Here is a 12,782-nt window from a genome sequence, read left to right as displayed (position 1 = left end):
GACGGTAAAACAGGACAAAATGTAAAGATTAGGTAAAGAAGCGTAAATAAACGTCAAAGAAAGAATAAAGAATAAACAAAGAAAAAGGACGATGCCAACGGCAACGTCCTCCGTCCAGGAAGCGATACATGTTCACTGAATGTATCGATCGGGTCACTACTCCGATGAACTAAGTATAAGGTATAGAATCGGACATTTAGTAAGCTTTGTGACCAATCTCGCATTTTTTGGGATAAACGTACTCAGTTACTATCAGAAACAACCAGAAACTTTTTGTCAATCCGAGTAATTACCCCTAACCGAAAAACAAAAACGGCAACCGAAGTTGCCGTTTGATTAATTTTGAATAATCCGTTTAATTAAAAGCGAGCTTCAAAACCTAGTTCAACATAACGCGGCGATTGCCATGTGTAAGCTGCACCGTAATAAGAATTAAATGAACCTTCCGCGCGATTATTTTCATAATGTTCATTTCGTGACGTCTCGGCTTGGCCATTTAACACATTGTACACATTCAATGTGGCGCGCATATCTACATCACTAAAGGTAAAGTTGTAGTTTGCTGACAAATCTAGGTTAAATGTCCAAGGCGTACGTCCCCTAGTACCACGTGGGCTGAATTGATAGATTTTCTCATCCTGCCCGCATAACCCGTCTTCATTAGCGTCAGGACACTCATTGGTATAAAGGTAAAAAGTATCACCATAGCTACCATAAACTTTAGGATCATGAGAAGGATAGCCTTGACCAAAGGCACTTAACGGACGACCACTAGAAAGTGTAGAATTAAAGCCAACGGTTAAATCTTCCGTCACATCATATGAACCAAAGAATTTAAATACGTGACGTCGATCATTAGGCTGGTAACCATCTGAGCCATCCATTAGCGCTGGGAAATCGAAATCCTGTGTTACACCCGCATCGGCTTGGCCGATATCAGATTTAACCGCCCCCTCAAAGTTACCCACACTGCGGCTCCATGTATATATCAGAGACATACGCATGTTATCACCACGATAATTAACCTGTGGTTGCAATGCGGTATATTCGTTCACTGCATCAGGTAAACCAATTTCCTCCGCTGAATACGTTCTGCGGCTATCGGGATCGGTAACACTGTCAAAGTCATTATCTAATTGCCAAGTTGAAGACTTACCTGGGTTGAGCAAGGTACAGGTCGCTTGAGAAGCGAACGGCCCACAATAATCATCTAATGCTGTAGCGACTTCACGATAGATAGCGCGAACTGAGAACGAGAACTCATCGTTAATGGCTGTTTCATATCCCACGATATATTCGTCTTTACTGAAGGGTTCCGCTTCTTCCGCTTGGAACGTCTCTTTCGTTGCAGGGTTAGGAACAGAATTAACAATTTGCGAATCAGCAATCGTACCTGATACCGGCGTAGTACCAGTAGGAGCACCCGTTGCATCTGAGCCAGTGAAGGTATAATAAGTGGTTGTATCACTTAAGCCCGATGCAGCACGATAGTTAGTATTGTTGGCTACTGGTAAATAGTACGTACCGTACGTTCCGTATATTTTAGAGTCGCCCTCTCCAGTAGGATCCCAGCTGAAACCTAAGCGCGGAGCAATATCGGTTTTAAACGATGAGAAAACCTTGCCAGTTACGCCTGAGTTTTCAAACTCATCGCGACGAAGCCCTAATGACAACATCAAATCATCTGTCACTTGCCATTCATCTTCCACGTACCAGGCACTCAAATCAGTACTGAAACCACCACCACCTGTGAATATACGATCAGCGACAACATCAAATAAAGCACCGGTAGTATTAGTGAATAATGGACCATCGTTATTGTTTATTACAGCGTTCGGTTCAATCGAAGAATACGTCCAGCTGTGTCCAGTGATCGGCGAAGAAGTATGAAAAGTTTCACGCTCTTGTTTATCGTAGCCCACTCGTACTAAATGATCTTCGAACGCATACTCAATATCAATTCGCGTTTGCTTGTTTTTATCTTGATTGGTACCCGTGTTTCCACCGGCTCCACAGCTGCTTATCTTCTGATTGGTAGGAACGCTTCTGGTGTCTAGCACAGTGGGGCAATCTAAATTACTTGGTGTATTGGTGTAATCCGTTTCGATTTCGCCGTACATAGCGGAGACAGTTAACTCGTCAGTAAAGTTACCCGTGTAGCTGATACTTTTGAGGTCGCCACCACGCTCTCTGATAGTGCTTTGTGTGGCCTCGCCAATTTCACCCGTCTGTGAATCGAATTTATAAGAGGTAGACTCTGTGTCGCTCTTATTTGAATAGCCGAACAAGCTAATTTTATGATCATCGTTGATAAACCAATCGACCTTTGCTCCCCAGAACATATTGTCTGAGCCGCTTGATTCGCGTTTAATGAAAATGTTATCAGGTGCGTATTGCGAGTTACCACTAGATTGTGAAGCAAAGTTATTTTCAACGTCACGGGGGTTAACTAAGGCATAGAAAAACAAGGTGTCTTCTATCAATGCACCTGATGCTGATAAAGTGAATTCACTTTTGCTGTAGTCGTCTTGAGTTTGGTTGCGGAAAACTTCTTGACCACCCGCGCCACCCGCTGAGTATGAAATCTGACCATCTTCGCGAAGCGATTTAGGGGTAAACAAAGCAGTGGCAGCAAATTCCCATTCGTTTGAACCACTTTTAGTCACCGCATTTAATACGCCGCCCGTTGTTCTGCCGAATTGAGCAGAATATCCACCGGTTTTAACTTGAAACTCTTTATAAAACTCAAAGGGAACTGTACCGCAGCCCAAGCCTTGGCTGGTGTTTGTAACTTCCATGCCATTAATATAACAAGAGTTTTCAGCTACTGAAGCGCCACCGAAAGACGCAGTGCCGCCTGAGTTAGGTGAGCTGAAGCTTGAATCGCCCATGACTGTTCCAGGGGCAAGTAAAGCGACTGCCGTAATATTACGAGAAACAGGCATTCTGTCCAACTCGACTTCATCAATGACTAATCCAGAGTCAGTGGAGCTTAAATCGATTGCTGAAATTCTTGCCCCGGTCACTTCAATGCGCTCGGTACCATCGTTATCGATAAAATCAAATGCTAAAGAGGTGTTTGAGCCCAAGCTAATACGCGTTTTTTGCTCCGCAACAACAGCGTCACCTTTCTTAACGGTGATGTCGTATACGCCAGTAGGTAATTTAGCGAAACGGAAACTTCCTTCGTCGCTCACCGAGATAACGCGCTCTAATCCAGTGGCCGGGTCTTTCGCGATAACGGTGTATGCTGAATAATCGTTTGCGTTAATTGAACCCGAGATATTTGCTGTTGTGTTATCCGCTAATGCAGGTAATGCAAAACCAAGTGACGCCGCTACCGCAAGAGCAGTAATACTTCGTCTAAATGATACTTGTTTCATGTGTGACTCCCTGAATTGAATTTTAATTGTTATTAATCGGTAAATTGCATACGCAATAACCCGATATTTCGAAATTAACAAAAAGTTCAACTAGGAAACTAAATGAGGGATGAAACTGACACTTGATGGTGTGAAAGCAACGTAACACAGCGGTATGATTAGAGCGTAGACACCAGCTACTTGTAGAATTTATCGTTCGTGGATGGGAAATTAACGTTACTGGCTGCGCTAACGTATCGTTAACACATCCAGTAAACAGGCTTCAATACTCATAATTTTGCCAACAACTCCTGGTAATCCACATTTAATCTGCTCGCCATTAAGGCGCCGGTTTTATTCGCGTTATTCAGCGCTGCAAACGTCACTGGATCGTGTCCATTGCAAACAAGCCCTTTGGCCAAGTGTCGTGCGTTAACGCCCGTGCGCTTCATCGCAACATGCAACCTAATGCGACTATCACTTTTAATGGCTTCACACACTCTCACTAGCTTTTTTTCCATAACCGGATCCATATACTCTGCGCTAACTGAAGTCGCGCACAAAGCACTTAGTCCAACAACACCCGCAATCATTACATTTTTCATGATATTCCTCTTTTATATTAGTTTTTTATCAATAAACCGAAATTTTAAAAAACCACACAATCGGCTGGTTCAGCTAATAAGTAGATGATGAATGTGACATGGTTGTTTAAATATTGCTTAAGCGCGGTAAAATGAGATAAAGCGATTAAGTAAGGATTGTTCGGGTTCAACCGTCTTACAGTTAACAGCGTTCAACTGAATACATATTTATCTTGTTACGTGTCAGAATTTAGCTAGTATGAAAAACATACATGGATGTAGATATTTTTAGGGATGAAACATGACAATCTGCCAGCAACATCAACAAAGAAGCTATGCTCAAATTCGTGAAAAAATGCAACCTGGCGACATCATCGCCTTTGGCGGCAATAGTCTTTTTTCCAAATGGGCAAAGCTCACTACCCGTTCTGTGGTTACCCACGTTGCAGTTGTTATCAAAACTCAGATTTTGGATGAAGGTAGTGGCCGGTATTTCAACCAAGCCATAGAAGCTACCAGTTATAACGGAAAATGCGGCGTCATGCTTACTCGATTGAGTGAGCGTGTTGCCACCTACGATGGCGACATGTGGTGGCTTCCTTTAGGTGATAAGGCTCGTGCCAATCTAGAGAAGAATAAAAATGCTTTCTTCGACTTTTTATTTCAACAAAATCATAAACCCTACGACATATGGCAACTATTTGGCTCTACTGTTGATGCAACAGATTCCATTCCCCTGCTTAAAGAAATGAGTTTAAACTCAGAAGACTTTTCCAGCTGGTTTTGTTCAGAGTTGGTAGCCGAAGCCATGGAAAGAGGAAAAATCATCGGTAGTGTTAATGCATCCGAGGTCACCCCAATTGATGTCTGTCGCTTTAATGTATTCGACGAGCAGTACGTACAATTTAGAGGGGAATCGAAAACAATTACCGGCTACAACTCTCTACCGTTCGATACATGGCAGTAGCAGATTGAACAGGTTGAACGTGAAGATGTGCTAGGTGAGTTGAATGCGTAAGAACAGCGCGGATGTCCAAACATAAACACTTTATGCTTGGACTTGGGCCTTAAAAAGAAGAGTTGCTTAAAACGCGTTGTCCTGATGGATTTTTATAAACAAGGGAGTGCCGTGCTTACTGTAATCAATTTTGTATTCTTTACCATTAATCGTTTGAATGAACAGTAAGGTTTTTTCCTCACCAAATACGTCACCGACCGTCACATCAACCAGTTCCATATCTTGCTGTTTAGCTTCACGTTTATTATCGGGGATCGTCCCGGTAAACTCTTTAATACTTTTGTGGCTCACAATAATCGCTGGATTATCTTCCCCATTTGTGACTAACAAATCTAACTTTCTGATTTTATGTATTAAGGTATTACGCCCACTGACGAGGAAAGGTTTTTCGGTCATGCTTATCTCCAACTGCCCTTTTGATTTTTTTGCTAAGGCCCACTCTATACCCTGCAAGATAACAAAGTTTATTTATCCTTGCACAACTTTGTTATGTGCTTGTTAAGTTTATAGTTAAAGCGCGATTTGAGTGTATATAAAACCGTCAAACGCCTTTCATTTAATAACGCCTGCTAATGGATACTATAAACCAGTTGGGCATATCTTATTGAGTGGTACAAACAAAGCGGCTAAAGCACAAACAAAGCACAGTGAAAAAGCTCTAATCCACTGCTAAAAACAGTCGTTTGCACATTTTTCCAGCAAACTATCCGACAAAGCTTCGCAAACAGATGACAAGCCTAAAAAAACTGCTTATACTGCGCGTCGTTTTATACCTTCGCTCAATTCTTTGGCGAGTAAAACGGCGTTTTAGAATGGCCCAATAGCTCAGTTGGTTAGAGCACCCGACTCATAATCGGTAGGTCCCCTGTTCAAGTCAGGGTTGGGCCACCATTTTTTCTTATTTAAAACTAATCAGTTACACCTCTCCCTACCTTGCGTAGAAAGAAAAATTTAGGACCCCATCGCACCTATATCGCACAAGAAAAATGTTTTTCATACAAAAACTGACGTTCCGCATTCGATGTTACTCTTGTGCTGGCTTTAAGAGCTTTGCTTCAATTATCTAACGCACACTACCACCCGTATTCCTTACTATCCACGCAAGCAAGTCTGTATAGAAGGCAAACAAACGGCCTGCGGTCAGCATTGAAAATACAAAAAATATATACCGCTAAACCACTTCTATTGTCTTTACAAAAGGCGCCAGCTCGCGGTTAAATTGAGCGCCTCTCTTGTGTCCAGCAAGAGAGCTCAATGTTTAACCAACCACGAAAGGGAGATGAACATGCAGCAAAGTAACAGATTCGGTGTTTCTATAACGTCGCTCAAGAATGTGAGCAAGAATACAATTAAGACTGCCGGTAAGAGCGCAGCTCTGGCGATGGGTTTATTGATTGCTGTATCGCTATCGGCAAAGGCAGACACAAACAACGAAATTAACGCAGCACCTGCGGTTATTCATTCGGTGTTTTTCTGGCTTAATAATCCTGAATCAGTTGACGATCGCAAATCCCTGATAGAGGGGCTAAACAGTTTGCGTGACATTCCGCAAATCCAAGCGCTACATGTTGGGGTACCCGCATCTACCGTTTCTCGGGATGTAATTGACAGCAGCTATCAAGTCTCAGAGCTCATGTTCTTCAATAGCGTTGAGGATCAAGACGAATACCAACGTCATCCTATTCATAAGAAGTTTGTGAAGGACTACGCGCACCTGTGGCAGAAAGTAGTTGTATACGACTCGCTAAATACGTTTTAGCTAGCCCTTGAAGCGCGGATGGTAGGTCAACTGATATGGCCTACAACACTTGTTCAAAACATACCTTAGAGATAACAAACGGAGCGCATTAGATACTCCGTTTTTATGCGCTTAGCCGTTCATACGCACTGCAGTTTATAAAAAAGTAAAAGCGCCGTAACCGACACTGGCCATTACGCCTATCGCCGACACCCAGCCCAGCGCTTTCATTTGACTCCCTGCCCGGCGCCAAATACGTCGCCTTGGTTTTGTGTCATGCCGGGAAATACGCGCAACGCGCATACCGTACATATAGGTACCCGTAACGGTGAGGCCCGTTAAAAAAATACCGAAAATAAAATACAAAAACTTGCTAAACATACCGCCCCATTGCCCAAAATGCAGTGGGTCAGCAGCTTCTGAAATACGATTGTGCAAGGTTAAGCTAACACCGTCATGTTGTTGAATGAGTTGCCCGTTTACAGGTTCAAAACTGACAAAGTTCGCTCTTGGGCGAACAAGTATTGCATCTGCTTGGCCTTGTATTTCCAAAGCATCAGCTGATTTTTGCGGGAAGTTAATCCTGGTAATAGACAGCGCTGGAAATTTTTCGTGGGCGTGCGCTAACATTAACGCTAGGTGTTCAGTGTCTGGCATGACCGAATTCGCTATAGACTTTGCGCCGCTGGCGGTTAACCGCTCTGGGCTAGGGGCACCTGCCCCCCAGCGTTCAGCTAAATACCAGCAGCCAGTCACACTAATGATCAGCAAAAACCATAAGCTCCATACACCCACTAAACGGTGTAAATCTACCCAGCGTGTTTGGCGGTGCTGCCAGCGCGGCGCACGAAAAAAGTGCTTCCACCATCCTTTATAGATATACAAACTCGACACTAACATCGCCAGCATCACCACTGCGAATAGGCTCACTACCGTGATGCCTAACGTGAGCGGCAACATCAAGTGGCGATGCAACATGCGAAAGAAACGCTGCCAGTTTTGCCAGCGCCCATCTCCAAGGTATTCCCCCGTGGTAGGATGAAAAAACAAGCGGTGGCGCTGTTCATCTCCATCAAGGTAAATAACTTCGGCGCTATACCAAGGGTGCAAAGGCGCTTGAATTGAGCGTAGTGTGCTAGCGGGGACTTCTTGCTGAGCACGGGCGTACACCGCTTGCCAGTTCATACCCTCAACACTTGACGGTGTAACTCGCATGGCGGGGTTGCTTAGCCAGTCCATTTCGTTTGAGAGCACAGCCAACGTGCCGCTTAACACAATGAAGCACAACATAATGGCCAGTTTCACACCTAGCCAACTGTGAACGATGAACCAAGTTGCTCTATTCAATTTTCCTACTCAAGTCACTTTGCTCTGGTTGCTTTACGCCATTTTTTAATCTAATGCCCGTGCTAGCTCAGCTCTCGCCCCAATCTAGATTAAAAACTGTATTTCAACTGGGCAATCACTTCTCTAGGTTGCCCTGGGAAATGGCCATTACGTTCGCTGAAACCGCTCACGGCATATTCTTTATCAAACAAATTATTCACGTTTACGCTTAGGAGTATATTGTCCCACTTGGTAGTCCAACTCGCGTCAAATACAGTAAATGCCTTGACCTTTTGGGCGTCAGAGCTGATTTGCTCACTGACGTAATTAACGCCCAATGCAATTGACGAATTGATGCTATGTATAGCGTAACGCCCCCATAAACCAGCTTGCTGTCGCGGCGCATTTACAAAGCGATCCCCTGCCCCAAAGGTGTTGCTTGAACTGCCGTCAACCACTATGGTGTCATTGTATGCATAGTTGGCAGTGATGCTCAGCTCATCCGTAATATCCCCCACAAGCGTAAACTCAGCGCCGTCACTTTCCACGTTGCCAAAGTTTATCAAGGCTGATTCAGTGTCCTCATTCTCGCCTTCAATAAAATTAGGGTTACTGGCGATCAAATTCTCTTTGTTGATGTGATACACCGCCAAGGTGGTCAGAATGCTACCGCCTAACCATTCATTTTTCACACCGATTTCAATTGAGTCCCCAGTAACAGGCTCAAGATCTGTCACACTCGCATCAGCTTGGTCCGTGGCATCTACAGGATTAAAACTTTCAGAATAATTCGCATAAAATGACATACTTTCAAGTGGTTTAAAGCTAATCCCAGCACGATAAGAAACATCTTGATCGCCATACTCAAAGGCGCTTTGTTTATCACGCTCTTCAAAGTGATCAAACCGCGCCCCTAGCATCAGCGTCCACTTGTCGCCCAGTTGCAGCATGTCTTGCACGTACAAGCCTTGGCGATTACGCCTGATGCCATCGCGATTTTGATCCGTCAGGTTGTAGCTATCCGGGTCGGTTTCATCATAATTAAGGTTGAATATATTCAGGTTACCCACGCCATCGGCTTCGTAGCGGGCGCGCAAATACTCGTAATCAGTGTCTATGTAATGCCAATCACCACCAAACAATAATTGGTGCTGCATGCCAGCAACACTAAAATCATAAACAAAATCAGTGGTTAAGCTAATTTCATCATTGGCTCTGTATTGATCCCGATACTCTCGGCGAATGGTTTCATCATCAATGTTTGCTTCCCCATCCCCGTTAACATCAACCCAACTGCGCGATTCGTGATAGGCCTGATCACGCTCATTAGTCATCAAGCGTAAGGTTGAATTCACGCTAAACGCATCACTAAATACGTGCTCAAGTTCAGACTGCACAACCCAAGCTTCAAGATCTTGGTAATCACTTTTTTCATTGGCGTTGTAGGTGCGATCAACCAAAAAATTACCGTTATCGTCCACCGGCACGCCTCGCAGTCTGTGCCCACCAAGATTCTGCACTATGTAATCAAAAGTGGTGGTTAATCGGGTATAGTCACTGAAATCATGTAATAGCCCCCCAGCAAGTTCGATGTTTTCCATATCAGCATTGTTACGGAAGCTATCTTGGGCTTCATAAAAGCCGCCCAAACGATATGCTGTGGTGTCGGTTAATGCTCCCGTCGCTTCCCCTGAAATACCGTGCAAGTCGAAGTTACCTAACGTCAGATTAATTTCTGCGCTTTCATTGAAGGTTGGCTTTTTGGTCACATAGTTGATCATGCCACCGGGCTCGCCACCACCATACAGTGCAGCAGCTGGGCCTTTTAGCACCTCAACCCGATCAACATTAAATAAATCAGGCACGCTGAATCCTGAATAAGGATCACCTCTTACACCATCATAAAAAACATTGCCATCATCGCGAAAACCGCGAAATGTCACCCCTGAATAACTGTATTCACTGACCCCAGCGATAGAGCGATATAAATCGGTGATATCTCGCGCCGCTTGGTCAGAAATCAGCTGAGCGGTAAGCACTTGCGCTGACATGGGTATATCAAGTAAATCAGCATCTGTTTTAGTGCCTAACTTCGTGCGGGTGTCTAAATAAAACTGCTGTGCTCGACCAGTCACTTCTAGATGCTCAATGTCTTCATTCTGCTGCTGAGCTAAAACGCTCGAGCTTAAACCTAAGGCGGTGATACCAGATAAAAAATAACCGATTGAACCTGTACTGCGAGCCATAAAATAAACATCCTACTAATATATGGGCTAAAAAAGGCGCACACCATACAGTTAATACGAATGATTTTCAATTGCAAGTATGGCTTGGTAATGTAAGATTCTGATTAATTGGCCAAATTCGCGCATTTACTGGCAGTCAATTCTTCAGGATAAGAGTCACCGCATTCACCAGGTAGGTATTTTACCCACTGATATTTACCGCTCGTAGATGGTCAATTTACTTGCTATATTGCGCGCCATATATAGGTTTTATGCTGTGCTTATTTCGGATTTAACGAATATGACGAAGGCGTAAATTAAATGGGAATCTGGTGTGATACCAGAACTGTACCCGCAACTGTAAACAAGCCACGTGTCGAGGATAATCGCTCAGGTGCTTGTAAGTCAGATACCAGCCTTATTCACCCTTTATTTATTTTCACGCGGGAATACGTGAATAACAGATTGTCCTTTCAGTATGTGATACTGAGCGCACTGTGTATTCCCCCTTGGATCGTATTTTGATCGATAACAATACAGGTGCCATGCCAAATTCAGCTAACCTACAGGCGAAACAGCTTTCCTACCAGATAGCGCACAAAAGTATTTTGTCTGACATTAATCTTTCTCTTGAGCGCGGTAAAGTGCTGGGGGTGCTCGGCCCTAACGGTGCCGGCAAAACCAGCTTGCTAAAAATGTTATCCGGCCAAACTGCCAGTAAAAACCAAGTGGATTGGTGCGGCAAAGCACTTGAAGAATACAGCCCACTCGAACGCGCTCGGCAAATTGCAGTGGTCAATCAATTAAATGAAAGTGTATTTGCTTTAAGCTTGCAGCAAATTGTTCGCATGGGCTGGCTACCCCATAAAACGTTGTTGTCTCGAGAAACCGAGCAGGATCATCAACACCTCGCGGCATCAATCGCTAAGGTGGGCCTTAGCGATAAAACGCATCAAACGTTTAGCTCACTGTCAGGAGGTGAGCAACAACGGGGATTAATCGCCCGGGCATTAGTCCAAAAAGCGGCGCTCATTGTGTTAGATGAGCCGGTCAATCACTTAGATATTTATTATCAACACCAAGTACTTAAGTTACTGCGCACCCTCGCCCATCAGCAACAAATGACCGTGGTGATGAGTTTGCATGATATTAATTTAGCCGCCAGTTACTGCGATCACTTATGTTTACTAAATGAAGGCAAGATGATCGCACAAGGGCCAGTTGAGAGTGTGCTAAAAGCGACAACGTTAGAGCACGTTTTTAACATTCCCTGTCGTATTCGCCCCGATGAAGTGACCGAAAATCTACGGGTAGACTTTTATCCCCCCGATGAACAAGAGCGCCCTCCTCTGCCTGAGGTAACTCAACAGTCAAAAGTGCATTCAAGCGAAGCGAGTAACAAATCAGATAAAGAAGCACACAAAGAAATAAGCGATAAGAAGGGCAAATTGAAATGACTAACCGCTGGTCGTTGCTATTTGTACTTGCGGTACTCTCGCCCATTATCGGCATATTTTTTGGTGCTGCAGACTTGCCTGCATCTGAGCTGTATCACTGCATAGTTGACCAGTGTAGCACTGACGTTAACGCGCTAATATTTTGGGAGATTCGCTTACCTAGAGTGCTCGTGGGCTTTTTAGTTGGCGCTGGCCTTGCTGTTGCCGGGGCCACATTGCAAAACATTACCCGCAACGGATTGGCTGATCCTTACCTATTCGGCGTGGTATCTGGCGCAGGGCTCGGAGCGAGTATCGCAACACTGTTGTTTGACAGTCAAATAGGCGAAACCTTAACGATATTCGGTATGTTGCCTGATGTGCCTTTTTCAATCGCACTGCCGGTCGCCGCCTTTTTAGGCGCAGTATTTGCCGTTACCTTAGTCCAAGCGCTGGCCGCAACATCTTTTGGAGGGCGCGGCGAGCACATGCTGTTAGCCGGTGTGGCGGTGTCATTTATGCTCAGTGCTCTGAGTCACTTTTTACTGTTTTTAGGTGACCCTTTCGCTGCCAACAAAGTTATTTTCTGGCTAATGGGCAGTCTTGCTCGCACTGAAATGTGGTACGCCTGGATCATGCTACCTGTGGTTATGGGCAGCGTGGTACTGCTGTTACTTTTCGGTCGGCGCTTAGATGCCCTCTTGCTAGGCGACGAAAATGCCAAAACCCTAGGCATTAACGTCACCGCTCTTCGCTTAATGGCTTTAGGTATTTGCGCTGCATTAACCGCGTGCATTGTGGCTTACTGCGGCGGCATTGGGTTCGTTGGCTTACTTATCCCCCATATTGTGCGACGCTGGGTTGGGGTGACGAGCCGCGCTTTAATTTTAGGCTGTGTACTTATCGGCGGCAGTTTTATGGTGCTAGTTGATATCGTTGCCCGCTCGGCCCTTTCAGACCAAGAAATCCCTATCGGCATTATCACTTCAGCCATCGGCAGCGTGTTTTTCTTACTCGCTATTCGTCAGCGACAGGCATGAAAACAATGCATAGTCCAAATAGTGCAAATAGAGAAAATCGGGGCAATCAAGAA

The 12,782-nt window shown here is 44.6% G+C and carries 9 protein-coding genes, 1 tRNA gene and 1 riboswitch; of the genes, 5 read left to right on the top strand and 5 right to left on the bottom strand.

The window, feature by feature from the left end; all coding sequences use genetic code 11:
* Positions 1-359: 359 nt before the first annotated feature.
* A complete protein-coding gene (locus AC0VYA_RS05500; RefSeq protein WP_475490320.1) occupies positions 360-3,383 on the bottom strand; it encodes a TonB-dependent receptor in 3,024 nt (1,007 codons plus the stop codon).
* 269 nt (positions 3,384-3,652) lie between these two features.
* Positions 3,653-3,967: a DUF3718 domain-containing protein gene (locus AC0VYA_RS05495; protein ID WP_011574007.1), complete on the bottom strand. Its 315-nt coding sequence runs from the start codon at positions 3,965-3,967 to the stop codon at positions 3,653-3,655.
* A 280-nt stretch (positions 3,968-4,247) separates the two neighbouring features.
* Between AC0VYA_RS05495 and AC0VYA_RS05490 the strand changes: the two genes are divergently transcribed.
* The gene (locus AC0VYA_RS05490) at positions 4,248-4,913 is read left to right on the top strand and encodes a hypothetical protein (protein WP_011574006.1); all 666 of its coding nucleotides are present in this window, start codon (positions 4,248-4,250) and stop codon (positions 4,911-4,913) included.
* Between the two features lie 117 nt (positions 4,914-5,030).
* On the opposite strand, the gene AC0VYA_RS05485 is transcribed toward AC0VYA_RS05490, so the two are convergent.
* A complete protein-coding gene (locus tag AC0VYA_RS05485) occupies positions 5,031-5,360 on the bottom strand; it encodes a hypothetical protein (protein ID WP_006991390.1) in 330 nt (109 codons plus the stop codon).
* A 418-nt stretch (positions 5,361-5,778) separates the two neighbouring features.
* On the opposite strand from AC0VYA_RS05485, the gene AC0VYA_RS05480 reads away from it, so the two are divergent.
* Together AC0VYA_RS05480 and AC0VYA_RS05475 are read left to right on the top strand one after the other, a co-directional pair.
* A tRNA-Ile gene (locus AC0VYA_RS05480) sits at positions 5,779-5,855 on the top strand.
* 490 nt (positions 5,856-6,345) lie between these two features.
* A complete protein-coding gene (locus AC0VYA_RS05475; RefSeq protein WP_475491037.1) occupies positions 6,346-6,723 on the top strand; it encodes a Dabb family protein in 378 nt (125 codons plus the stop codon).
* Between the two features lie 135 nt (positions 6,724-6,858).
* Here AC0VYA_RS05475 and AC0VYA_RS05470 read toward each other — a convergent pair whose 3' ends face one another.
* On the bottom strand, positions 6,859-8,049 hold the full coding sequence (locus tag AC0VYA_RS05470) for a PepSY-associated TM helix domain-containing protein (RefSeq protein WP_475490319.1): 1,191 nt from the start codon (positions 8,047-8,049) through the stop codon (positions 6,859-6,861).
* A gap of 89 nt (positions 8,050-8,138) precedes the next feature.
* A complete protein-coding gene (locus AC0VYA_RS05465; protein ID WP_475490318.1) occupies positions 8,139-10,274 on the bottom strand; it encodes a TonB-dependent siderophore receptor in 2,136 nt (711 codons plus the stop codon).
* Positions 10,275-10,523: 249 nt separating this feature from the next.
* Positions 10,524-10,688, top strand: a riboswitch (cobalamin riboswitch).
* Between the two features lie 110 nt (positions 10,689-10,798).
* Here AC0VYA_RS05465 and AC0VYA_RS05460 point away from each other — a divergent pair.
* A complete protein-coding gene (locus AC0VYA_RS05460; RefSeq protein WP_475491036.1) occupies positions 10,799-11,710 on the top strand; it encodes an ABC transporter ATP-binding protein in 912 nt (303 codons plus the stop codon).
* Positions 11,707-12,729, top strand: coding sequence for a FecCD family ABC transporter permease (locus AC0VYA_RS05455; protein WP_011574001.1), 1,023 nt, complete (start codon positions 11,707-11,709; stop codon positions 12,727-12,729). The genes AC0VYA_RS05460 and AC0VYA_RS05455 overlap by 4 nt, the downstream gene beginning before the upstream one ends.
* Positions 12,730-12,782: the final 53 nt, after the last annotated feature.

The sequence above is a fragment of the Paraglaciecola sp. QJM3NY_14 genome, from assembly GCF_056173245.1.
Note: the sequence above shows the minus strand (reverse complement) of the source record. Positions and strands in the feature narration are given on the sequence as shown.

What these genes read in the sequence shown, in the direction of transcription:
- AC0VYA_RS05500 (WP_475490320.1), bottom strand. Translation starts at nt 3,383, where the DNA reads ATGAAACAAGTATCATTTAGACGAAGTATTACTGCTCTTGCGGTAGCG.
- AC0VYA_RS05495 (WP_011574007.1), bottom strand. Translation starts at nt 3,967, where the DNA reads ATGAAAAATGTAATGATTGCGGGTGTTGTTGGACTAAGTGCTTTGTGC.
- AC0VYA_RS05490 (WP_011574006.1), top strand. Translation starts at nt 4,248, where the DNA reads ATGACAATCTGCCAGCAACATCAACAAAGAAGCTATGCTCAAATTCGT.
- AC0VYA_RS05485 (WP_006991390.1), bottom strand. Translation starts at nt 5,360, where the DNA reads ATGACCGAAAAACCTTTCCTCGTCAGTGGGCGTAATACCTTAATACAT.
- AC0VYA_RS05475 (WP_475491037.1), top strand. Translation starts at nt 6,346, where the DNA reads ATGGGTTTATTGATTGCTGTATCGCTATCGGCAAAGGCAGACACAAAC.
- AC0VYA_RS05465 (WP_475490318.1), bottom strand. Translation starts at nt 10,274, where the DNA reads ATGGCTCGCAGTACAGGTTCAATCGGTTATTTTTTATCTGGTATCACC.
- AC0VYA_RS05460 (WP_475491036.1), top strand. Translation starts at nt 10,799, where the DNA reads ATGCCAAATTCAGCTAACCTACAGGCGAAACAGCTTTCCTACCAGATA.
- AC0VYA_RS05455 (WP_011574001.1), top strand. Translation starts at nt 11,707, where the DNA reads ATGACTAACCGCTGGTCGTTGCTATTTGTACTTGCGGTACTCTCGCCC.